The organism is Kluyvera fluvialis (genome assembly GCF_059725275.1).
In genome coordinates, this window is record NZ_AP046142.1 from 4,855,783 (window position 1) to 4,878,733 (window position 22,951).

Here is a 22,951-nt window from a genome sequence, read left to right on the forward strand (position 1 = left end):
TCACTTTATCTCCCGATAGCAAAATGAGGCTTTCGCCACAAAGCGCGCATATGCTTAGCGCGCAAAATGTCACTAAACGCTGACATATTGCCGCTCATCTCTTCACCGCCTCGCCGTTAAACTCGATCCAACGCGTTTTTAACGGAGTGTCACCATGACGGCCCTTACAGCAAGCTGCATTGATCTGGCTATTTCGGGAAATAGCCCTTATTCCATCCTCAAACAACTCTCGGAGATGGCGTTTCAAAACGGCTATATCACCGACAAACATCAATTCCTGCAAACCCTGCTGATGCGCGAGAAATTGCACTCCACCGGCTTTGGCTCTGGCGTCGCCGTTCCCCACGGCAAGAGCGACTGTGTCAAACAGCCGTTTGTGTTATTTGCGCGAAAAAGCCAGCTCGTGGACTGGAAAGCCAGCGATGGCGAAGCCGTTAACTGCTGGATTTGCCTCGGCGTTCCGCAAGCGGGAGAAGATTCACAGGTCAAAATCATCGGCACGCTGTGTCGCAAAATTATTCACCAGGAATTTATTCAGCAGCTAAAACAAGGCGATGCCGACCAGGTGCTCGCTTTACTAAATCAGACTCTCACCTCATAAGGAGGCGATCATGGAGTCATCCTTACGTTTAGTGGCAATCACCAACTGTCCGGCGGGTATTGCTCACACCTACATGGTGGCAGAAGCGCTGGAGCAAAAAGCACGCTCGCTTGGTCACAGCATTAAAGTAGAAACTCAAGGTTCAAGCGGCGTCGAAAACCGCCTGAGTAACGAGGAAATAGCCGCCGCCGATTACGTCATTCTGGCGACCGGGCGAGGGTTAAGCGCGGAAGACCGGGCGCGGTTTGCAGGCAAAAAAGTGTATGAGATAGCCATTTCGCAAGCCCTGAAAAATATCGACCAGATCTTCACGCAATTACCTTCACATTCACAGCTTTTTGCCGCCGATAGCGGCGTTAAGCTGGGCCAGCAAGAGGTACAACAGGGTAGCGTGATGAGCCACCTGATGGCGGGTGTCTCGGCAGCGCTGCCCTTTGTTATCGGCGGCGGTATTCTGGTCGCCCTGGCCAATATGTTGGTGCAATTCGGTTTACCTTATACCGACATGTCGAAAGGTGCGCCGTCGTTTACGTGGGTTATCGAGTCCATCGGGTATCTGGGCTTCACCTTTATGATCCCGATTATGGGCGGCTATATCGCCTGGTCTATCGGCGATAAACCGGCATTCGCACCCGCTTTTTTGGTGTGTTATCTGGCGAACGATAAAGGGCTACTGGGCACGCAGTCTGGCGCGGGTTTTCTCGGCGCGGTCATTCTGGGGCTGGCGATCGGTTATTTTGTTCTGCATTTTCGCAAAGTGAAACTCGGCAAAGCGCTGCAACCGCTGTTAGGCTCGATGCTGATCCCGTTTGTGACACTGCTGGTCTTTGGCGTACTGACCTATTACGTCATCGGCCCTGTAATGTCCGACATTATGGGCGGGCTGCTGCACTTCCTGAATACCATTCCACCGTCAATGAAAATGGGCGCGGCGTTTCTTGTCGGCGCAATGTTGGCGTTCGATATGGGCGGGCCTATCAATAAAACCGCCTGGTTCTTCTGCTTCTCACTACTGGAAAAACATATCTATGACTGGTACGCCATCGTCGGCGTAGTGGCGCTGATGCCGCCTGTCGCAGCCGGTATCGCTACTTATCTAGCGCCTAAGCTGTTCACCCAGCAGGAAAAATCTGCCGCCAGCAGCGCGATTGTGGTTGGTGCTACGGTGGCGACGGAACCCGCCATTCCCTATGCGTTAGCCGCGCCGCTGCCAATGATTACCGCTAATACGCTGTCAGGCGGCGTCACCGGTATGTTGGTTATCGCTTTTGGAATCAAACGGCTCGCGCCAGGTTTAGGTATCTTTGACCCGCTGATTGGCCTGATGTCTCCGGTAGGCTCATTTTATCTGGTGCTGGCGATAGGTCTGGCGCTCAACATTTCGTTAATCATCATTCTGAAAGGATTGTGGCTCAAACGTAAAGCCGCACAGCAGGAGCTTGCCCATGAACATTAAGTTACTTCAACAGTTATGCGAAGCCAGCGCCGTCAGTGGCGATGAACAGGAAGTGCGCACTCTTCTCATCAATACGCTGGAGCCATGCGTTGATGAAATCACCTTTGACGGCCTGGGCAGTTTTGTTGCCCGTAAAGGCCATCAGGGGCCAAAAGTTGCAGTGGTTGGGCATATGGATGAAGTCGGCTTTATGGTTACGCATATCGACGAGAGCGGTTTTCTGCGCTTCACAACCATTGGCAGTTGGTGGAGCCAGTCGATGCTCAACCATCGGGTCACCGTCCGTACTCGCAAGGGAGAGAAAATTCCAGGGGTAATCGGCTCCGTAGCGCCTCATGCTTTAACGGAAAAACAGAAGCAGCAGCCGCTGACGTTTGACGAAATGTTCATTGATATTGGCGCGAGCAGCCGCCAGGAGGTGAAAACTCGCGGTATTGAGATTGGCGATTTCATCAGCCCGGAAGCGAACTTTGCCCGCTGGGGGGAAGATAAAATCATCGGCAAAGCGTTGGATAACCGTGTCGGCTGCGCCCTGATGGCAGAGCTTTTACAAACGGTCGATAACCCTAACATCACCCTGTACGGCGTCGGCAGCGTGGAAGAAGAGGTTGGGCTACGCGGGGCGCAAACCTCAGCGGAGCATATCAAACCCGACGTGGTTATCGTGCTGGATACCGCCGTCGCGGGCGATGTGCCGGGTATCGATAATATAAAATATCCGCTGAAACTGGGCGATGGGCCGGGGCTAATGCTGTTTGATAAGCGCTATTTCCCCAATCAGCCGCTGGTTGCCGCACTGAGAAAAATAGCTGAAAACCAGCACCTGCCGTTGCAGTTCAGCACCATGAAAACCGGCGCAACGGACGGCGGGCGCTACAACGTAATGGGCGGCGGGCGGCCTGTGGTCGCGCTATGCCTGCCAACCCGCTACCTGCACGCCAACAGCGGCATGATCTCCAAAACGGATTACGACACCTTATTTGCGCTGATACGCGAGTTATTAAACTCACTGACCGCAGAGCATGTCGGCGCATTAACTGATTTTCGCCAGGTGTCCTGATGCTGAATGAACGCCAGTTAAAACTTGTCGATATTCTGGAACAGCAGCCCAGCCCGCTGAGCGAGCTGGCGCGGCAAACTGGCGTTTCGAGCCGTACCATTCTGCGTGATATTGATTATCTCAATTTCACGCTGAGCGGTAAGGCACGTATTCATCCCACGGGTAACGCGGGTTATCAGCTAAAAATTATCGACCGGCGCAGCTATTTCCAGCTTTTACAGCGCCATGATAATGATGATCGGTTGCTGGCGTTGTTGTTACTCAACGCCTTTACCCCACGCGTGCAGCTCGCGTCGGCGTTAAACTTGCCCGAAGTCTGGGTAACGGAGAGGCTGGCGCGGCTAAAACAGCGCTATGAACGGGCGTTTTGTATTGCGAGCCGCCCTGGCGTCGGCCATTTTATTGACGAGCCGGAGCAAAAACGCATTATCCTGCTGGCAAATCTGCTAAAAAAAGATCCGTACCTGCTCCCCCTGCCCGGTATTTCGCGAGATAACATTCAGCAACTGCACACCGCATGTGGCGCTATCGACACGTTTTCGCCGATGCCCGGCGAATATCTGGCGAGCCTGGTGTTAGCCGTTTATGCCCTGCGAAACCAGCTCACCGTTCAATGGCCGGAGTGCCCGCTGGCAACGCTAAAAAACGCCGTAGAACAGGCGGGGATTTATTTAGCGGATAGCGCATTCAGAACCCTTCTCGGGTTAATCGAAAAACAGCAGCAGCAAACCAAAGCGATATCCAGCAAGGTGGTGGTTTCATTACTGCAAAATATCCCCAGCGTCACCTCGCTAAACATTATTGACGCGCAATTGGTCGAAAATATCACCGGGCATTTACTCCGCTGCGTCGCCGCGCCCATTTGGTTGCCGGAACACCGGCAAAACAGCATGAATAACCTGAAAGCCGCCTGGCCTGCGGCTTTTGATATGAGCCTGCGCTTTATTGCCCTACTGCGCGAAAAACTCGATATTCCGCTCTTTGATAGTGACCTTATCGGGCTGTATTTCGCCTGCGCGCTGGAGCGGCATCAAAATGAACGCCAACCGATCATCTTATTGTCAGACCAAAATGCCATCGCCACGATTAACCAACTGGCCATCGAGCGAGATGTCTTAAATTGCCGGGTGATGATTGCGCGCAGTCCAAAAGAGGTGGCGGCAATTAGTCAGGAAGTCGAGCCGCTATTAATCATCAACAACAGCCACTATTTACTCGATGAGTCGGTGAAAAATATTCTCACCATCAAAAATATCATAACCACGGCAGGCACGGAGCAAATCAAAAGTTTTCTGGCGACGGCATTTATTCGTCATCAGCCGGAACGTTTCTTTTCCAGGCCCGGTAGCTTTCACTACCAAAATACGCCGGGGGAAGCGTGGCAACACATCACGGAAAATATCTGCGCACAGCTTGTAGCGCAGAATCATCTCACTCAGGATGAAGCGCAGCGTATTTGTGCGCGCGAGAACGAAGGTGAGAATCTCATCGTCAACCGGCTGGCTATTCCCCATTGCTGGAGCGAACAAGAGCACCGTTTTCGCGGCTTTTTGATCACCCTGTCTCTCGCCGTACAGGTAAATAACGAAACCGTCAGCCATATTCTGGTCGCCTGTGCCGCCGCTGATGCCCGCCATGAATTAAAAGTATTCAGTTATTTAGCCGACGTGCTGTGCCGCCAGTCTGCTGAAACAATAAGTGGCCTGACGGGATATGACGCCTTTATCACGCTCCTCAAGCAATAATAAAGCACCTGACGGTGCTTTACTGTACTTGCATGGCTATCCATGTATTTAGCGCTTCAAGGTCTAACGGTTTTTGCTGATCAACCCTGAACACCTCGCCTAGCTGCATAGGCTCAGCTTGTTCAGCCAGCAGCGCCAGCTCCGGTAAATACTCCTCTCCGGGATGCCCAGGCCGACGCTGTGCTAAGCGCTGCGCATAACGAAAGACCGCCATTTCTGGAGTGATCTGGTTCCAGACTTCGATAACCTTCTCCACGCCCGCCCGTTGTACTAAAGACTGCAAAGTCTCTTTTGGCTGAAAACCAAACCAGGCATCCAGTAACCAAACACAACTGGCGGGAGATTGACCCACAATTGACCACATAACCTCATAAGCCGCACAGCCTAACTGGCGATTCAACGCGCGGTCTATTTCTGTAAAACGCGCCATAAAAGGTTCCTTGATACCGTCAATTGTCAGCAGCGGCAGGTTAAAAGTCTCCGAGAGTTGCTGTGTTATCGTGCTCTTTCCCGATGCAGGTATACCGTTAATTAAAATGACCGTTTTACACTCTGGCGTAAGGTGTCTTTTCATAGCAATGCAACCACCTCCTCTCTGGAACTCGCCGTTCTCAATTTCGCCATCCGCTCGTTGTTATCAAGCAGTGCGACAATGGCGCGAATCCCCTCTTCAATGTGTGAATTACTGTCCTCGGCGCCAAACATAATCACAATATCGGCGGCTTCGCTATCCGCAAACTGAATAGGTTTATCCAATAACACCAGGCTGAAGCAGTTGCGTATCACGCCACATTCTGGGCGAGCATGAGGAATAGCGATACCCTCATCAAAAACGTAATACGCGCCGTGGCTGAGCGTATTATCAATAACCGCCTGGCCGTATTCTGCGGATATATACCCCTTTGCGATCAGTGGGCTGGCAGCCAACTGAATCACTTTTTGCCAGTCAGATTCCTTAACGCCGACCTGAATTGCATCGGCTTCAATGAGAAGATCTTTTATCGTCATTATCCCTCCCTAAATATTACGACGAATAATATTGCGTAACTCATCAATGCGAATAAATAGAGAATCAATTTTGTGTCGATGCGTTTGGCTTTTGGCATAAACCGGCAACGCTCGATTATAGGTCAACATTAATGCTTTCTGGATTCCACTATTTCCCGGATTGCCCTGTAATTCAACTTCCTGCCTGGCTATTTCTTCCGCCAACAGATGGGACTGTTCATCATAATTCTGTGACGGTTCGTCATCTTTTTTCCACAACGTTTTTAAAGATTTAAACATAGCAACCCCTCCTGATGAACTACAGGACAACGGATATTTATTAAGAGAATAAAAGTTATTTAAATAGCGCTATTTTTTCCATTAATACATGCGCAACGGCATTATTTGCCGGAATTAAAAACTTCCGCACACTGTCATTCACTTTCCCCTTTTCAAAGGTGGTCTTACACTGGTCAACCCACTGTACGTTCATTTCAGTACCAACATTCACTTTGTTAATACCTTCAGTGACCGCTTGTCGCATATCTTCGTCGCTAACCCCCGTACCACCATGCAGGACTAAAGGTACACCGGTTGCATCACTAATCTCTTTTAGCCGCTGATGCTGTATTCTGGCTTTACCGGTATACAGACCATGCACCGTGCCCACAGAAACGGCCAACATATCGACCTGAGTTTCATCAACAAAACGTTTCGCATCTTCAACCGTCGTAAAACAGATATCCTCTGCCGCTACGGCCTTGCCATCCTCTGAGCCGCCAATGGCCCCAAGTTCACCTTCAACGGTGATATTTCTCGGCCTTGCCATTTCAACGACAATTCTCGTGTTGCCAATATTCTCATCCAGTTCCAGATGAGAACCATCGTACATTACAGACGAAAACCCAGCGTCCATTGCCGTTTTAATGGCGTTAATATCAGAGCAGTGATCCAGGTGCAGGCATGTTGGTACATTTTCACTTTCTGCCAATGAGCAAACTGCATCAACCAATAAGCGATATCCTAAATATTCAGCCGTGCCCGTTGAGATCTGAATCATTAATGGGCTATGACTCTCTTTTGCTGCTTTAAAAAAGGCAGGAAGCATTTCAATACAGTGTAAATTGAATGACCCAATGGCCTTAAAATTTCTTTCCTGAGCAATTTTCAAGATATCGTTGAAATTATACAGACTCATGAATATTTTCCCCTTGCGGCTTAGTTGATTTTGCGTTGACGAACCATGTCAGTGCGGCGACAAAAACAATAAATAATGCGACGAATAACCAGTTATTTTGGAAGGCATGACCTAATACAAGCCCAGAGCTAATAACGTCCGAATCGCTAAAGGTGACTCCTGTAAATCCATAGCTTTCGAGCATCGGTACCAGGATAGCCGGAAGAAAGGTAATAAAGAGGCCATGCACGACACCACCAATTACCGCCCCACGACGCCCACCTAGCGCATTGCCAAATACCCCCGCAGTACCGCCCGCAAAAAAGTTAGTGAGCAGGCCAGGAAGAATCATCGCCAATCCAAACATCGGGAAGACCAACATGCCAATAATGGAGCCAACGGTGGTGGCGAGGAATCCCACAATCACCGCGTTAGGGGCATAAGGAAATAATACGGGGCAGTCCAGCGCAGGTTTTGCGTCCGGTACAATACGCATTGCAATTCCCCGAAACGCGGGAACAAGTTCATTGAGCAGTAAACGCACACCACTATAAAGCACGAAGACACCCGCCACGAACTGAATAGATTGCATAAACGCGTACATCAGGTAGTTCACACCATTTGAAAACTGGCCGATATATTCAGGCCCTGCCGCCAGCGCAGGAATGAGATACATCGGCACCATCACCACCGCCATCGCGAGGTAGGTGTCTTGTAGGAATTTAAAATTATCCGGTAATTCGAGATCTTCCGTGGAGCGCGAACCTTTACCCACTACTTTGGCGACTGCCGCTTGTACCAGATAACCGATGGTACAAAAGTGCCCTAGCGCGACATCATCAGAACCGGTAATACGCCTTACCACCGGCTGGGCCAAAGCAGGCATCAGCACCGCCATGACACCGCCAAAAATACCCCCGGTTAAGATCAGCGGTAAACCTGTTAACCCGGCTTTATAGCCAATAACAGCGCCAATGGTTGCCATCCACAGCAGTGCCTGGCCGGTCAGGAAGATATATTTCAGTGGTGTCAGCCGTGCAATAATGATGTTAACGGCAAAAATAACCAGCAACGTTAGCGCGACTTCCGATCCCAATTCACGGTTGGCTAATCCGGCAATAGCAGCCACATCGGTAATGTAGCCCTTCATACCGAATCCCTGAGTAAATATGTCATTCAGGAACGTAAGTGTGGCAACAATAATGTTAATGCCTGCCATCATAATCAAAAAACCAAGCAGGGTTTTAAATGTCCCTTCAACCGTTTTGCCCAGTGATTTTTTCTGTAAAATCAGCCCCAGCATCGCAATAAATGCAACAAGAATAGAGGCCTGGCCAAGCAAATCTTTCACGATAAACTCAACGAAACTATTCATGGTCGGCTACCTGTAGATTACGTTCATTCAAGAATGCGACAATCTTTTTCTCTATTTCGTCTTTGTCCGTGAGTTTATTTAATATCACCACTCGCTTAATTTCTTCTTCACTTGCATCGGCTGTTAATATGTCAGCAAATGTTTTCTGAGTCAGAATCATATCGGATTTAAAAGCTCCGGCTTCAGATACCGTGGTATGTTCGATATGAGCAGGAATCTCTAATTTTTTTAAAACAGCCTTTGCCGTCATTTCAATAGCAAAGCTAGAACCAAGGCCGCAGCCACATACGCAAAGAATTTTCAGCATGTAAGGTCTCCTCAAATAATATTGAGTTGTTTGGCAAGTTTGTAATAGTGTCCTTCAGTATCTACCAGACGTTTTTTCATACTTACTAAATCTATCGGAATAGGTTTGTTACTTGAATTTATAATAATGGCTTTATTTCTCATCCCTGATTGAATGCAGCGAACCACTTCATTAGCCATAATGGTTCCTTGATAAATCTCTTCACAAGTTGGATCGCCATTACGTAATCCGTAGCCAATAATGGTCTTACGAATGCGCACACCAATGCGCGGCTCTAGCTGTTTGATCATCGTATCAATAGCACCCTGGAAACCGGGTGAATATTCTCTGGTGTAGCCTTCAGAGCAAAGAATGACAACACTATTCTGATTTGCCAGTTTTTGCTTAACTCGGCTAGCCAGTTCCTCCAGAGGTATCTGAGACTCCGGGATTAACGCAATATCAGCATTACACTTAATCGCCGACTGTAACGTTAATTCACCGCAGTAGCCGCCCAACATCTCAACCATAAAAACTCGACCCGGTAGCGCTCTACCGGTATTCCTTAGACGAGACACCTCCTTAATAATCTGCTCACAAGCTGTCGAAAAACCGATGGTATAATCACTACCATAGACATCATTATCGATGGTCATCCCGACACCAAAGCAATTTATATCAAACTCGCTCAGGGTATTCAGGAACTGCAAACTACCATCACCCCCCGCCATAATTAAAACATCAATCCGCAATGATTTTATTTTTCTGGCAATAACTTCATACTCACTGCGCTGTAGTTTACGACTGGTACGCCCTGACGTAATCATGGGAATCGATGCAATGGAATAATCGACCAGATCACGCCATGCGGCTTCATGATGATTTTTATCCAACAGCCCCGAAATACCGCCATTGAATAATGTTATGTCAGCATTAGCGAGTTTTGCTATCTGGAAAATAAAGTTATTAATTCCTGACACGTCTCCGCCACTAATAACAATCCCGATTTTCATTTCATGCCCTCGCCGATTCCCGTGTAAATATTTTTCCCTGACTTCAAGCCTCTTATTTGCAACGAAGATCACACAATTGTTATAATTAACGCTCAGTCAAATATTGACGATATCGTTTCAAGGCTATTTTTTGTGATCTGTCACGCATTTTAAAAATGAGATCGAAATAACATTTATTATCAAAACATCTTTATTATCATGGCGTTAATAAACGAAGAAATAACGGTCGTGATTGCGGTAATTTCGCGGAGAAATGTCGATAAGGTGATTGTATGAAAATGCGAGAAATATCACGTTTTTTTAAGCTGGAGAGGAAACAAAGGCGAGAAAAACAGGGAAAATGCTAACTACAGCTATAGCCAAAATAATTAAAGCTGCATATATACTGACCGCAGGCCGGATAAGCGTAGCGCCATCCGGCAATACCACTGCAACGCCTTATCAGGCCTACAGCACCTCACCCGTATCTAGAGCACTGATTAACCGCTGTGGATGGGTATAAATCGTCGCTCTGCCGGGTTTGCAAAAACCGACCAGCGTCAGGTTGCAGCGTTCAGCCACCTCCACCGCTAGCGTAGTGGCCGCAGAGACAGCGAACAGAATCTCAACGCCACACATGGCGGATTTCTGCACCATTTCATAACTGGCACGGCTGGAAACTAACGCCGCGCCTTCCTGCCAGAGTGCGCCCTCTTTGGCTCGGTGGCCGAGTAATTTATCTAACGCAACGTGGCGGCCAACATCTTCATGCCCGCCCACCAGCTCACCCGATGGCATTATCCATGCCGCCGCGTGGGTACAGCCCGTTTCACGTCCCACCGGCTGGACATCATTTAAATGCCGCAGCGCGTTATCAAGATGAGCGAGATTAAAGGTCTGGGTGAAAGGCAGCGGCCTGATGGGCTTGCCGATGTCGTTAAGCTGTTCGACGCCACACACGCCGCAGCCGGTTCGCCCGGCTAGCGCGCGGCGGCGCTCTTTAAGCCCCATAAAACGGCGGCTGGAGAGGTCGATTTGTACTTCAAGGCCGTTGCAGGCTTGCGTGACTTCAATACCGTAAATTTCGCGCGGATGTTCAATAATCCCTTCCGACAGCGAAAAACCGATCGCGAAAGCCTCTAAATCTTTTGGCGTCGCCATCATCACAACGTGAGAGATGCCGTTGTAGACCAACGCAACGGGAATTTCTTCAGCAAGAATATCCGGTGTGGGTTGCATGATTTGTGGCCTTCTGAAGACGGAACGCTCGGCGGAACCAATAAGCTGCGACGATGGTTTGACTTCATCTTTTACATTAAACACGGCAATTACTCTGAACAACAACGGAAAAGGAGAGACGCCTATTCCATCACATTCGGAAGGAATCAGTGCTTATTATGGATCAAGTTTCCGGTCTAATAACACACAATCTTAATCCCCTCAAATTGACTTGTACAAAATTACTGATGAAAATACCCATACTCCCTATGGATTAATCGAATTAACCGCCGCGCCACGACCGTCTTTGTTATGCGCAAAATGCGATCAAAATCACAATTCAATGTTAATACAAAGAAGCTCCATTCACCCATCGTTAACCGCATTAGAACAAGCCTACCGAACTTGTGGTATTCTGAGTCAAAGCCCTTTTGGAACTAAGGGCATCGTGTTATTCAGAATCTTTGTCGTGTTAGCGGCAAAGGAAACTACAAGCAATGACAATGTCGAAACAAGGAGCACCCATGCAGGTCAGCAGAAGGCAGTTCTTTAAGATCTGCGCTGGCGGTATGGCAGGAACCACGGCTGCGGCGCTGGGCTTTGCCCCAAGCATCGCACTGGCGGAGACACGGCAGTATAAGCTGCTGCGCACCCGTGAAACCCGTAACACCTGCACATATTGTTCTGTCGGCTGCGGGCTGTTGATGTACAGCCTCGGCGACGGCGCGAAAAACGCTAAAGCGTCCATTTTCCATATCGAAGGTGACCCGGACCATCCGGTAAACCGTGGCGCTCTGTGCCCGAAAGGTGCAGGTCTGGTGGATTTCATTCACTCCGAAAGCCGCCTGAAATACCCAGAATATCGCGCACCAGGCTCCAATAAATGGCAACAAATCAGTTGGGATGAGGCATTTGACCGCATCGCCAAACTGATGAAAGAAGACCGTGACGCTAACTACGTCGCGCAGAACGCCGAAGGCGTTACCGTTAACCGCTGGCTCTCCACCGGGATGCTGTGTGCATCCGCGTCGAGCAACGAAACCGGCTATTTAACACAAAAATTCTCCCGCGCGCTGGGTATGCTCGCGGTCGATAACCAGGCGCGCGTCTGACACGGACCAACGGTAGCAAGTCTTGCTCCAACATTTGGTCGCGGTGCGATGACCAACCACTGGGTTGATATCAAGAACGCCAACCTTATCGTGGTGATGGGCGGTAATGCCGCTGAAGCTCACCCCGTCGGGTTCCGCTGGGCGATGGAAGCTAAGATACACAACGGCGCGAAGCTGATTGTTATCGATCCTCGTTTCACGCGTACGGCGTCGGTCGCCGATTTCTATGCACCGATTCGTTCCGGTACTGACATTACTTTCCTGTCAGGCGTTATGCTGTACCTGCTGAACAATGAAAAATTCAACCGCGAATACACCGAGGCCTATACCAACGCCAGCTTGATCGTGCGTGAAGATTTTGGCTTTGAAGATGGCCTGTTCACCGGCTATGACGCGGATAAACGCAAGTACGACAAAACCAGCTGGAACTATGAGCTGGATGAAAACGGCTTCGCCAAACGCGATACCACGCTGCAACATCCACGTTGTGTATGGAATCTGCTGAAGCAGCACATTTCCCGTTACACGCCAGATGTTGTCGAAAACATTTGTGGTACGCCGCAAGCTGATTTCCTGAAAGTATGTGAATACATCGCAGAAACAAGCGCTCACGATAAAACGGCGTCGTTCCTGTATGCCCTCGGCTGGACACAGCACTCCATTGGCGCACAAAACATCCGCACCATGGCGATGATCCAGTTGCTGCTCGGCAACATGGGGATGGCGGGCGGCGGCGTGAACGCCCTGCGCGGTCACTCCAACATTCAGGGGCTGACTGACCTGGGCCTGCTGTCACAAAGCCTGCCAGGCTATATGACGCTGCCAAGCGAGAAGCAAACCGACCTGCAAACGTATCTCGCCGCCAACACGCCAAAACCGCTGCTGGATGGCCAGGTGAACTACTGGGGCAACTACCCGAAATTCTTCGTTTCGATGATGAAAGCCTTCTTTGGCGACAAAGCGACGAAAGAAAACGATTGGGGCTTTGATCTGCTGCCGAAGTGGGACAAAGGCTACGACGTTCTGCAATATTTCGAGATGATGAACCAGGGCAAGGTCAACGGCTATATCTGCCAGGGCTTTAACCCGGTTGCGTCGTTCCCGAATAAAAACAAAGTGGTCGCGTCACTGTCGAAACTGAAATTCCTCGTGACCATTGACCCGCTCAATACCGAGACATCAACGTTCTGGCAGAACCACGGCGAGTCGAACGATGTTGACCCATCGCAGATTCAGACTGAAGTTTTCCGTCTGCCATCAACCTGTTTCGCAGAAGAGAACGGTTCTATCGTCAACTCCGGTCGCTGGTTGCAGTGGCACTGGAAAGGCGCGGATGGCCCAGGCGATGCAGTTACCGATGGCGAAATCCTGGCCGGTATCTTCCTGCGCTTGCGCAAGATGTACGCCGAACAGGGCGGCGCAAACCCAGAGCAGGTGTTGAGCATGACGTGGAACTACTCCACGCCGCATGAGCCTGCGTCGGAAGAAGTCGCGATGGAGAGCAACGGTAAAGCGCTGGCCGATATTATCGACCCGGCAACCGGTGCGGTGTTGGTGAAAAAAGGCCAACAGCTCAGCACATTTGCACACCTGCGCGACGACGGTACGACGTCTAGCGGTTGCTGGATTTTCGCCGGTAGCTGGACGCCGGAAGGCAACCAGATGGCACGTCGTGATAACGCCGATCCGTCAGGACTGGGCAATACATTGGGCTGGGCATGGGCGTGGCCGCTGAACCGCCGCATTCTGTATAACCGTGCTTCCGCTGACCCACAGGGCAACCCGTGGGATCCAAAACGCCAACTGCTGAAATGGGATGGCGCGAAATGGGGCGGTGTGGATATACCGGACTACAGCGCCGCCGCGCCAGGCAGCAATGTGGGGCCGTTTATCATGCAGCCGGAAGGGATGGGCCGCCTGTTTGCCCTCGACAAGATGGCAGAAGGGCCGTTCCCGGAACACTACGAGCCGTTTGAAACGCCGCTGGGCACTAACCCGCTGCACCCGAACGTTATCTCCAACCCTGCCGCCCGTATCTTTAAAGGCGACGAAGAAGCGCTGGGTAAAGCCGACAAGTTCCCGTACGTCGGGACAACGTATCGTCTGACCGAGCACTTCCACTACTGGACCAAACATGCGCTGCTTAACGCTATCGCACAGCCGGAACAGTTTGTGGAGATTGGAGAGAAGCTGGCGAATAAACTCGGCATCGCTCATGGCGACACCGTGAAAGTGTCCTCTAACCGTGGCTATATCAAGGCCAAAGCGGTGGTCACCAAACGTATTCGCACGCTGAAAGCCGACGGCAAAGATATCGATACCATCGGTATTCCTATCCACTGGGGCTACGAAGGTGTGGCGAAAAAAGGCTTTATTGCCAACACGTTAACGCCATTCGTCGGTGATGCGAACACGCAAACGCCGGAGTTTAAAGCCTTCCTCGTGAACGTGGAAAAGGTGTAACGGAGACGACCTATGGCTTATCAATCGCAAGACATTATCCGTCGTTCCGCGACTAACGGTTTCACCCCCGCGCCTCAGGCGCGGGATCACCAGCAGGAAGTGGCGAAACTTATCGACGTCACCACCTGTATCGGCTGTAAAGCCTGTCAGGTGGCGTGTTCGGAATGGAACGACATTCGTGATGAAATCGGCAGTAACGTCGGCGTGTACGACAACCCGGCTGATTTAACCGCGAAGTCCTGGACGGTGATGCGCTTCTCGGAAGTGGAGCAAAACGACAAGCTGGAATGGCTTATCCGCAAAGACGGCTGTATGCACTGTGCAGACCCTGGCTGCCTGAAAGCATGTCCGTCAGAAGGGGCTATTATTCAGTATGCCAACGGCATCGTCGATTTCCAGTCTGAGCAGTGCATCGGCTGTGGCTACTGCATCGCGGGCTGCCCGTTCAACGTGCCGCGCCTGAACCCGGAAGACAACCGCGTCTATAAATGTACGCTGTGCGTTGACCGTGTGACGGTGGGACAGGAACCGGCCTGCGTGAAAACGTGCCCGACCGGCGCTATCCACTTTGGTTCGAAAGAGGATATGAAAGTGCTGGCAGGCGAGCGCGTGGCAGAACTGAAAACGCGCGGTTACGATAACGCGGGCTTGTACGATCCGGCGGGCGTTGGCGGTACTCACGTCATGTACGTGTTGCACCACGCCGATAAACCGAATCTGTACCACGGCTTGCCAGAGAACCCAGAAATCAGCGCTACGGTGAAATTCTGGAAAGGTATCTGGAAACCGCTGGCGGCAGTCGGTTTTGCCGCAACGTTTGCAGCAAGTATCTTCCACTACGTCGGTGTCGGCCCGAACCGCGCGGAAGAGGAAGAAGACAACCTGCATGAAGAAAATGACGAGGTGCGCAAATGAAACGACGTGACACCATCGTGCGCTACACCGCGCCGGAACGTATCAACCACTGGATCACCGCCTTCTGCTTTATACTCGCGGCGGTGAGCGGGCTGGGGTTCTTCTTCCCCTCCTTCAACTGGCTGATGCAAATTATGGGCACTCCACAACTGGCGCGTATTCTGCACCCGTTCGTTGGCGTAATCATGTTTGCCTCGTTCATCATCATGTTTTTCCGCTATTGGCATCACAATCTAATCAATCGGGATGATATCTTTTGGGCTAAGAATATTCATAAGATCGTCGTCAACGAGGAAGTAGGTGACACCGGGCGTTATAACTTCGGCCAGAAATGCGTATTCTGGGCGGCGATTATCTTCCTGGTCCTGCTGCTGGCGAGCGGTGTGATTATCTGGCGTCCGTACTTTGCGCCTGCTTTCTCAATCCCGGTGATCCGATTTGCGCTAATGCTGCATTCATTTGCCGCAGTGGCGTTAATTGTGGTTATCATGGTGCATATCTACGCCGCCCTTTGGGTGAAAGGCACCATTACCGCGATGGTGGAAGGATGGGTTACTAAAACGTGGGCGAAGAAACACCACCCGCGCTGGTACCGTGAAGTCCGCCAGAAACAGGAAAAGTCATCTGAATGAGTATCCGCATAATCCCGCAAGATGAGCTGGGTTCGAGCGAGAAACGCACGGCGGAGTATATTCCGCCGTTATTGTTCCCCAGACTCAAAAATCTGTACAACCGCCGTGCCGAGCGTCTGCGCGAGCTGGCTGAGAACAACCCGCTGGGTGATTACCTGCGCTTTGCCGCGCTGATTGCCCATGCACAGGAAGTGGTGCTGTACGACCATCCGTTAGAGATGGATCTGACCGCGCGCATCAAAGAAGCGAATGACCAGGGCAAGCCGCCGCTGGATATTCACGTTTTGCCGCGTGATAAGCACTGGCATACCCTGCTGCAATCGATGATTGCCGAGCTGAAGCCTGAAATGAGCGGCCCAGCATTGGCGGTTATTGAGAATCTGGAAAAAGCGTCCGGGCAAGAGCTTGAAGCTATGGCGAGCGCGTTGTTTGAATCCGACTTTGCCTCAGTCAGTAGCGACAAAGCCCCGTTTATCTGGGCTGCGCTGTCGCTGTACTGGGCGCAAATGGCGACCCTGATTCCAGGTAAAGCGCGCGCCGAATACGGTGAACAGCGTCAATACTGCCCGGTGTGCGGTTCAATGCCCGTTTCCAGCATGGTGCAAATTGGCACCACGCAGGGGCTGCGTTACCTGCACTGCAACCTGTGCGAAACCGAGTGGCACGTTGTGCGCGTGAAGTGCAGCAACTGCGAGCAGAGCCGCGACCTGCACTATTGGTCTATCGATAACGAGCAGGCGGCGGTGAAAGCAGAAAGCTGCGGCGACTGCGGCACTTACCTGAAGATTCTGTATCAGGAAAAAGACCCGAAAGTGGAAGCCGTTGCCGACGACCTCGCCTCACTGGTGCTGGACGCACGGATGGAGCAAGAAGGGTTCGCCCGTAGCTCTATCAACCCGTTCCTGTTCCCGGGTGAAGGGGAGTAAGTCCCTTGTCATTCAGGCGGCATTCGTCGCCTGAATGACAGTTCGTAAGGCGTTATCACGCACGAACAACGAAAGACAGCGAGATAGCTCCGCTATTTCTATTTTTGCGAGCCGCTTTCCAGAATCAGACTTCATTAAAATTCACCGTTTTCTTTCGCCAAAATCCAGGTTATAAAGCTGTATATCCATACAGCAAAAAGGATTTGTCATGGCTCTGGAAAAAGGTATTGCGGAGTTGGTTGAGGCATTTATTGCGGCGGGTCGTCCTTCTTCACGCCAGCAGAATATTGATGACCGGCGGGCGGGGTATGTCGCCAGCACAGTTCTGGCAGGGGAAACAGAACCCCGCGTACAGATCGAAGATATTGAACTTGATGCCGTGGTATTTCGCGTCATTTCGCCACTTAACGCATCTGAATCACTCCCCTGCATCATCTATTATCACGGTGGCTGCTTTATCAGCGGCGGATTTGCCACGCATGATAACCAGCTACGCCAGCTCGCGTATTACGGCCAGTGCCGAGTCATTGCCGTCCAGTATCGGTTAGCCCCTGAAAACACCTTTCCCGCCGCGCATGATGACGCAGAAAGAGGCGCTAACCTTGTCTGGCAACAGGCGGAGATTTTTGGTGTGGATAAGCGCCGCATCACGCTTGCTGGCGACAGTGCAGGTGGGCATCTGGCGTTAGTGACCGCCTTGCGGTTGAAGGCCGCCGGAGTATGGCAACCCGCCCAACTCGTGTTGATTTACCCCATGCTCGACGCTACCACTCACTTTGAGAGCTATACCCGTAACGGGCGGGATTACATCATCACCCGCGATACGCTGTTAAGCGGCTATGAGATGTACTTGCCGGACATTGACCTTCGTCACCCGGAGGCCAGCCCGCTATGGCGAGAGGATTTCAACGGTCTGCCTCCAGTGCATATCATTACCGCCGAATTCGACCCGCTTTGTGACGAAGGGGAAGCGCTATATCAACGGATGACAGAGCAAGGCGTTGAATGCACCGGCCAGCGCTATCTGGGGGTCATTCACGGTTTCTTTCAGTTAGGTGGGGTGAGCCAGGCCGCCAAAAATGTGATTAGAGACGTGGCCTGGCGGGCGGCGCTGCATCGGCCTGAATAGGGGCGTAGCCCCTATTCTTCCTCGTTGCCGCCTTCTTCGTATGCGCCGAACGGTTTCGCGGGCAGCACAATGTAAGTGCCTTCAAACACCACGCCAGGGGTATCGCCGCCGAACAGTTCAACCTGCATTTGCACACGCGCTTTGCGGCCTCTTGCCAGACGGTCAAGGTCACCGCTCAACGAGCCTAAATCTGCAATGGCGGTCGGTTTGCCGGTAATCGGTTTGCTGTAGCGGATATGGGCATCGGCAAGAATAATCGTGCCGCCAAGATGGCGCTCGCGCAGCATCAGCCAGATAAGCCCCCAGCCGGTGAGCGTCGCCAGCGAAAACAGGCTACCTGCAAACAGCGTATGGTGCGGGTTCTGATTGCCAGTTTCCGGCATCGTGGTGATAAATTTCTGCCCGGTGTACTGCTGAATACGTACACCCATTTTTTCACTAAGCGGGATGTGATCGTACCAGGCCTGCTGGAGCTGAGCGCACCAGTCGCCGCGATGAAGAATATCGTCCAACGTCGCGACCGGCTTAATCATCAAGAAGTGGCGTACTGGCGTACTTTGTGGAGTGGTGATTTCGCCCTGGTTGACGAACCCGAGCTTAGAGAAGAACGGCACAGCATCTTCACGGGCGCTACAGGTGACGCGTTTCACGCCTTCCTGGCGCGCGACGGACTCCAGCGTTATCGCAATTAGCGTCCCCAGGCCTTTATCCTGCACGTCAGGATGTACCGCCATAAAGCGAATAGAGGCTTCATTATCGGCGTTGATATACAAACGCCCGACGGCGACCAGCCGCCCTTCTTCATCCACCACCATCTGGTGATGCGCCATCGCATCCCAGGCATCGCGCTCGGAGCCTTTAGGTTGATGAAGCGGTTTACGCAGCATTTCCCAGCGGAACTGGTAATACTGTTCTAACTCTTCTGCCGTTTGCGGTACTCGGAGATGGTACATAATGGCGCTCTCTTTTGCCTCCCGCGTTCTAACGGGAAGTGGGTTCATACCTGTAGCCAGAATGTCACCGGGCCATCGTTGACCAGCGACACTTGCATATCAGCGGCGAATTGGCCGGTTTGGGTGTTGATGTCCTGTTGGCGGCAGCGCTGCACAAAGTATTCGTATAGCTCTTCGGCGCGCTTTGGTTCAGCCCCTTTAGAGAAGCTCGGGCGCATACCGCGCTCCGTATCCGCAGCCAGCGTAAACTGCGACACCACCAGCACACTTCCCCCAGCTTGCTGTACGTTAAGGTTCATTTTGCCATCGGCATCGCTAAAAATTCGATAGCCGAGCACTCGCTCGCACAGACGGTTAGCCTTTTGTTCGTCGTCGTCTTTTTCGACACCTAACAGCACTAAAAGTCCTGGCCCGATTTCGCCGGTCACGTCATCCGCCACGGTGACGCTGGCTCGGGTTACGCGTTGAATTAATGCAATCATGATTTTTCTGCTTCTTGTTGTTCTGTTTTAAATTTTCGGTATTCCCCGAGAGTGACAGTAATTTCTGCCCCAAGCAAGACGATACACCACGTCCAGTAGACCCAGACAAACAAAATGGGAATCACCGCCAATACGCCGTAAATCAGCTGGTAGGAAGGGAATGCGGTGATGTAGAGGGTGAAGCCTTTTTTGCCAAGCTCATGCAACAGCGCGGCAATCAGCGCGCCCGTTACCGCATCGCGATTAGGTACTTGCGTGGTCGGCACGATGCTGTACAGCATCCAGAACGAGAGCCAGGAGAGCAGCAACGGGAAAACGCGCAGCACGTTATCAATAACCCCGTGCAATTCACTCGCCCAGCGCAACGAGAGCAAATAAGAGCTAATCGCCAGGCTTGCCCCTGCCAGCAGCGGCCCAAGAGTCAGGATCATCCAGTAGACCGCAAAGGAGTAAATTCTGGGGCGCACTCGCTTACTGCGCCAGATTGTGTTCAGCGCGCTATCAATGGAATACATCAACAGCAGCGACGTAATAATCAGGCCGCAAGCCCCTAATGCGGTCATCCTGCTGGAGTTAGCCACGAACTGCTCGATATAGCGCTGAATGACATCTCCAGTCGCCGGTAGAAAGTTAGCAAAAACAAAGTGACGAATTTGCAGACTGACTTCCGAAAACATCGGAAAAGCCGCGAACAGGGCAAAAATCACCGCCACAAGCGGCACAAGTGACAACAACGACACATAGGCCAGGTTGCCCGCCAGTGTCGTCATATTGTCTTCGTTGATACGCCGCCAGAGGAATTGACTCCACGCCACCAGCGGCCGGGTATGATGAATATATTTTTGATGAACGGTTTTTAACATAACGACTTCATAAAATAGTCAGGGAGGGTTTCTCGCCCCGTGACCAGCACACTGGTAATCCCCAACTGGTTAGCTCCTGCTATATTATCGGCGTTATCGTCAAAAAAGACCGCATCGGCGGGAGAAAAACCTTCTAACTCCAGAACACGTTGATAAATTCTGGCTTCCGGTTTGCGCATTCCCATTTCCTGAGAGAGGTAAACGTGGTCAGCCGCAGCATAGATTTGCGGGTATTCATCAGGCCAGAAGGTGGTATGTAGCGCATTGGTATTAGACAGGACAACGACTCGATGGCCCTGTTCACGCAGGGTATTCATGATATCGATAACTTCCGGGCGTAACGCGACAAATATCGCCAGCCAGCCGTGGGCAAACTGCTCGTAGCTCAGCGGCAGCTCCATGTCATGGCACATTGCTTTCGCAAACTCCTGGTCTGATATTTCACCTCGCTCGTGCTGGTGAAACACCTCGCCCATAGTGAAACTTTGCTTCAGCCGAGCCAGCGGCACACGGGCAAGATCGCTCCATGTCCCCAAAACACGGTTAAAATCGATATCGACAATCACATTACCTAAATCAAAGATATAGAGCATTTGTGCCTCCGTTCGCGCCGTGGAAATTTCACTGTAGCGGGAAAGGAGAGATTTGACTATTCAAGAGTTCGAGATGAAGACTCCCCAGCGCACCAGGCGCTGAGGAATCAAGGCGGGGCTAGATATCTTCCTGAGCAAGAATAATTTCAGTCTGATTTTCATCTAACCATGATTTTAGCCCCCCCGAGGGATACTCATCGGTAAACAGGGCGGTAACCTGCGCGACGTTACCAATCTCAACGGCCGCCGACGCATGATATTTGGTGTGATCGGCCGCCAGAAGAATTTGTCGTGAGTGAACCATCATCGTTTTCACTACGCTAGCTTCGTTGACATCAAACTCCAGCAGCGCGCCATCGTTTTCAATCGCCCCAACGCTCGTCACCAGATAATCAGCCCGAAAACCAGCCACAAAGGCCGTTGCGGAAGGGCCGATAATACCGCTGTTGTGCGGGCGCAGCGTACCGCCAGGTACCATGACTTCAAAACGAGGATTGTTATAAAGAATGTGCGCAACGCGCAGGCTGTTCGTGATGATCCGTAAATGGTTATGGTTTAACAGCGCCCGCGCAACCTGCTCAACGGTAGTACCAATGGTAATAAACACCGTTGAGCCGTCCGGGATATAGTCAGCCACCGCCTCTGCGATGGCTTTTTTCTCTTCCGTTAAGGAGACTTCACGCTGTTCGAACGCCGTATTGACCACGCTAGACGCCCTACCCGCTCCACCGTGGTGGCGGGTGATTAATCCCTGCTCGCTAAGTTTACGAATATCACGCCGTACCGTCTGCGTGGAAACGTCCAGCAGATTGGCCAGTTCATCAATATTCATATAACCACGCTCGCTAATCAGCATCAGCAGCTGATCGTGTCGCGGGTTACCGGTCAGTTCGGTAAGACTCATGAAATTTCCTCGAAATACCATCGCTCTGGCATTTTATACAAAAAGTGACAGAAAAGATCGGGTTTGATCACAGTCGGGGATGCCAGCACGCCCTCCCGGGCGCGTACATTTCAGCGCAGCGACCCCGCTGGCAAATCTGACGGCCTCTTGTGCTGCCTTCCCGGAAGCCAGGCTGAAGGCCAACGCGCCGTGGAAAACATCCCCAGCCCCAGTGGTATCAACGACATCGACTGAGAATCCAGGCTGATGTTGCAAAGCGCCATTCTGTATCCAGTCGCAGCCTTCACTCCCCCGCGTGACATAAACGTGACCATTTGTGAGCGTTTGCGCTTGCCTTAGCCCAGCTTCGGGATCTTTTAGCCCCGTAAGACGTGCCAGGCCTGGTTCAGAGAAGGCGGCATGATCGCTCAGAGCCACCAGCTCGCTGATATCTTGCGGTGTGACATCGCCATCCAGCACCGTCATGACTCCTGCCCGACGCGCCAGCATGAACGCCTGTTTCGCCCCTTCATGCCAGCGAACATCCGCCAGCACCACATCCCACTGGGAAAAATCAATCTCGTTCAGCCAGCTTGCGTCATGCAGTAAGTCCGGGCTGGGATAGTTGACGATAATTCGCTCCCCTTTCGCATCAACCATCACCGCCGACTGCGAGGAGTTCGCCTTCGCGTAGCGACGGGTGTAGCGGGTATTTACCCCCAGGGACTCCAGCTCCGCCAACAGGCGGTTTCCAGTACCGTCATCGCCAACGCGGCCAATAAAGTCCACCTGTGCACCCAACTTTGCTGCGGCGACTGCGGCAGTTGCCGCTGGCCCGCCGCCCACTTCGGTATAGCGTTTCGCCACATATTTTCCCCCTTCTGTCGGCAAACTTTCGACGTAATAAATGCTGTCCATCACGGTAATACCCACACAAGCAACACGAATCATGGTCATTCCTTAAGCGTTTCAAGATGGGATCATTTTAATTTCACGAAATGTTTAAAAAGTGATGGCTGTCAATTTTTTGACCATAAATTACAAATACGATCAAAAACAGACAGAAACAAGCGAAGTGAAATGACAAAAATTGACATCCACGT

23 protein-coding genes are annotated in these 22,951 nt (G+C 51.5%); 9 read left to right on the top strand and 14 right to left on the bottom strand.

Features of this window, described 5'->3' with window-relative positions; genetic code table 11:
* Positions 1-154: 154 nt before the first annotated feature.
* The 4 genes from AC6I4B_RS22915 to AC6I4B_RS22930 are packed head-to-tail and all read left to right on the top strand — an operon-like array spanning position 155 to position 4,862.
* Positions 155-601: a PTS fructose transporter subunit IIA gene (locus tag AC6I4B_RS22915; protein WP_497768413.1), complete on the top strand. Its 447-nt coding sequence runs from the start codon at positions 155-157 to the stop codon at positions 599-601.
* Between the two features lie 10 nt (positions 602-611).
* Positions 612-2,057, top strand: a complete 1,446-nt coding sequence (locus AC6I4B_RS22920; protein WP_497768415.1) for a PTS fructose-like transporter subunit IIBC — start codon at positions 612-614, stop codon at positions 2,055-2,057.
* Positions 2,047-3,117, top strand: a complete 1,071-nt coding sequence (locus tag AC6I4B_RS22925) for an aminopeptidase (RefSeq protein WP_497768416.1) — start codon at positions 2,047-2,049, stop codon at positions 3,115-3,117. The genes AC6I4B_RS22920 and AC6I4B_RS22925 overlap by 11 nt, the downstream gene beginning before the upstream one ends.
* The gene (locus AC6I4B_RS22930; RefSeq protein ID WP_497768418.1) at positions 3,117-4,862 is read left to right on the top strand and encodes a putative frv operon regulatory protein; all 1,746 of its coding nucleotides are present in this window, start codon (positions 3,117-3,119) and stop codon (positions 4,860-4,862) included. Before AC6I4B_RS22925 ends, AC6I4B_RS22930 begins: the two co-directional genes overlap by 1 nt.
* A 19-nt stretch (positions 4,863-4,881) precedes the next feature.
* Here AC6I4B_RS22930 and AC6I4B_RS22935 read toward each other — a convergent pair whose 3' ends face one another.
* From AC6I4B_RS22935 to fdhD, 8 genes are all read right to left on the bottom strand, one after another.
* Entirely contained in the window at positions 4,882-5,436 is a 555-nt protein-coding gene (locus tag AC6I4B_RS22935; RefSeq protein WP_497768419.1) for a P-loop nucleotide/nucleoside kinase family protein, read from the bottom strand.
* The gene (locus tag AC6I4B_RS22940) at positions 5,433-5,870 is read right to left on the bottom strand and encodes a PTS sugar transporter subunit IIA (RefSeq protein WP_497768421.1); all 438 of its coding nucleotides are present in this window, start codon (positions 5,868-5,870) and stop codon (positions 5,433-5,435) included. The genes AC6I4B_RS22935 and AC6I4B_RS22940 overlap by 4 nt, the downstream gene beginning before the upstream one ends.
* Before the next feature lie 9 nt (positions 5,871-5,879).
* Positions 5,880-6,149, bottom strand: a complete 270-nt coding sequence (locus AC6I4B_RS22945) for a hypothetical protein (RefSeq protein ID WP_497768422.1) — start codon at positions 6,147-6,149, stop codon at positions 5,880-5,882.
* 55 nt (positions 6,150-6,204) lie between these two features.
* On the bottom strand, positions 6,205-7,047 hold the full coding sequence (locus AC6I4B_RS22950) for a class II fructose-bisphosphate aldolase (protein WP_497768424.1): 843 nt from the start codon (positions 7,045-7,047) through the stop codon (positions 6,205-6,207).
* Positions 7,034-8,401 carry a PTS sugar transporter subunit IIC gene (locus tag AC6I4B_RS22955; RefSeq protein WP_497768425.1) on the bottom strand — a complete coding sequence of 456 codons (1,368 nt, stop codon included), beginning with the start codon at positions 8,399-8,401 and terminating at the stop codon, positions 7,034-7,036. The genes AC6I4B_RS22950 and AC6I4B_RS22955 overlap by 14 nt, the downstream gene beginning before the upstream one ends.
* Complete coding sequence (locus AC6I4B_RS22960) at positions 8,394-8,708, bottom strand: PTS sugar transporter subunit IIB (RefSeq protein WP_497768427.1); 315 nt, start codon at positions 8,706-8,708, stop codon at positions 8,394-8,396. The genes AC6I4B_RS22955 and AC6I4B_RS22960 overlap by 8 nt, the downstream gene beginning before the upstream one ends.
* A gap of 11 nt (positions 8,709-8,719) precedes the next feature.
* The gene (locus AC6I4B_RS22965) at positions 8,720-9,700 is read right to left on the bottom strand and encodes a 6-phosphofructokinase (RefSeq protein WP_497768428.1); all 981 of its coding nucleotides are present in this window, start codon (positions 9,698-9,700) and stop codon (positions 8,720-8,722) included.
* Between the two features lie 447 nt (positions 9,701-10,147).
* A complete protein-coding gene (fdhD, locus tag AC6I4B_RS22970; RefSeq protein ID WP_497772293.1) occupies positions 10,148-10,960 on the bottom strand; it encodes a formate dehydrogenase accessory sulfurtransferase FdhD in 813 nt (270 codons plus the stop codon).
* A 461-nt stretch (positions 10,961-11,421) separates the two neighbouring features.
* Between fdhD and fdnG the strand changes: the two genes are divergently transcribed.
* From fdnG to AC6I4B_RS22995, 5 genes are all read left to right on the top strand, one after another.
* Entirely contained in the window at positions 11,422-14,472 is a 3,051-nt protein-coding gene (gene fdnG / locus AC6I4B_RS22975) for a formate dehydrogenase-N subunit alpha (RefSeq protein ID WP_497768430.1), read from the top strand.
* A 12-nt stretch (positions 14,473-14,484) separates the two neighbouring features.
* Complete coding sequence (fdxH, locus tag AC6I4B_RS22980; protein ID WP_497768431.1) at positions 14,485-15,387, top strand: formate dehydrogenase subunit beta; 903 nt, start codon at positions 14,485-14,487, stop codon at positions 15,385-15,387.
* Positions 15,384-16,019, top strand: coding sequence for a formate dehydrogenase cytochrome b556 subunit (gene fdoI, locus AC6I4B_RS22985; RefSeq protein WP_497768432.1), 636 nt, complete (start codon positions 15,384-15,386; stop codon positions 16,017-16,019). Before fdxH ends, fdoI begins: the two co-directional genes overlap by 4 nt.
* Positions 16,016-16,945: a formate dehydrogenase accessory protein FdhE gene (gene fdhE, locus AC6I4B_RS22990; protein ID WP_497768434.1), complete on the top strand. Its 930-nt coding sequence runs from the start codon at positions 16,016-16,018 to the stop codon at positions 16,943-16,945. Before fdoI ends, fdhE begins: the two co-directional genes overlap by 4 nt.
* 208 nt (positions 16,946-17,153) lie before the next feature.
* Positions 17,154-18,074: an alpha/beta hydrolase gene (locus AC6I4B_RS22995; protein WP_497768435.1), complete on the top strand. Its 921-nt coding sequence runs from the start codon at positions 17,154-17,156 to the stop codon at positions 18,072-18,074.
* A gap of 11 nt (positions 18,075-18,085) precedes the next feature.
* Here the strand turns inward: AC6I4B_RS22995 and fabY are convergent, their stop codons facing one another.
* The 6 genes from fabY to AC6I4B_RS23025 all read right to left on the bottom strand — a co-directional run bounded on the left by fabY (position 18,086) and on the right by AC6I4B_RS23025 (position 22,799).
* Positions 18,086-19,027 (bottom strand): fatty acid biosynthesis protein FabY, encoded by a 942-nt coding sequence (gene fabY / locus AC6I4B_RS23000; RefSeq protein WP_497772295.1) that lies wholly within the window; start codon positions 19,025-19,027, stop codon positions 18,086-18,088.
* Between the two features lie 44 nt (positions 19,028-19,071).
* Entirely contained in the window at positions 19,072-19,509 is a 438-nt protein-coding gene (gene dtd / locus AC6I4B_RS23005) for a D-aminoacyl-tRNA deacylase (protein WP_497768437.1), read from the bottom strand.
* Positions 19,506-20,372: a virulence factor BrkB family protein gene (locus AC6I4B_RS23010; protein WP_497768438.1), complete on the bottom strand. Its 867-nt coding sequence runs from the start codon at positions 20,370-20,372 to the stop codon at positions 19,506-19,508. The genes dtd and AC6I4B_RS23010 overlap by 4 nt, the downstream gene beginning before the upstream one ends.
* The gene (yihX, locus tag AC6I4B_RS23015) at positions 20,366-20,965 is read right to left on the bottom strand and encodes a glucose-1-phosphatase (protein WP_497768440.1); all 600 of its coding nucleotides are present in this window, start codon (positions 20,963-20,965) and stop codon (positions 20,366-20,368) included. Before yihX ends, AC6I4B_RS23010 begins: the two co-directional genes overlap by 7 nt.
* Before the next feature lie 118 nt (positions 20,966-21,083).
* On the bottom strand, positions 21,084-21,869 hold the full coding sequence (locus AC6I4B_RS23020) for a DeoR/GlpR family DNA-binding transcription regulator (protein ID WP_497768441.1): 786 nt from the start codon (positions 21,867-21,869) through the stop codon (positions 21,084-21,086).
* Between the two features lie 33 nt (positions 21,870-21,902).
* The gene (locus AC6I4B_RS23025; protein WP_497768443.1) at positions 21,903-22,799 is read right to left on the bottom strand and encodes a sugar kinase; all 897 of its coding nucleotides are present in this window, start codon (positions 22,797-22,799) and stop codon (positions 21,903-21,905) included.
* Between the last annotated feature and the right edge of the window lie 152 nt (positions 22,800-22,951).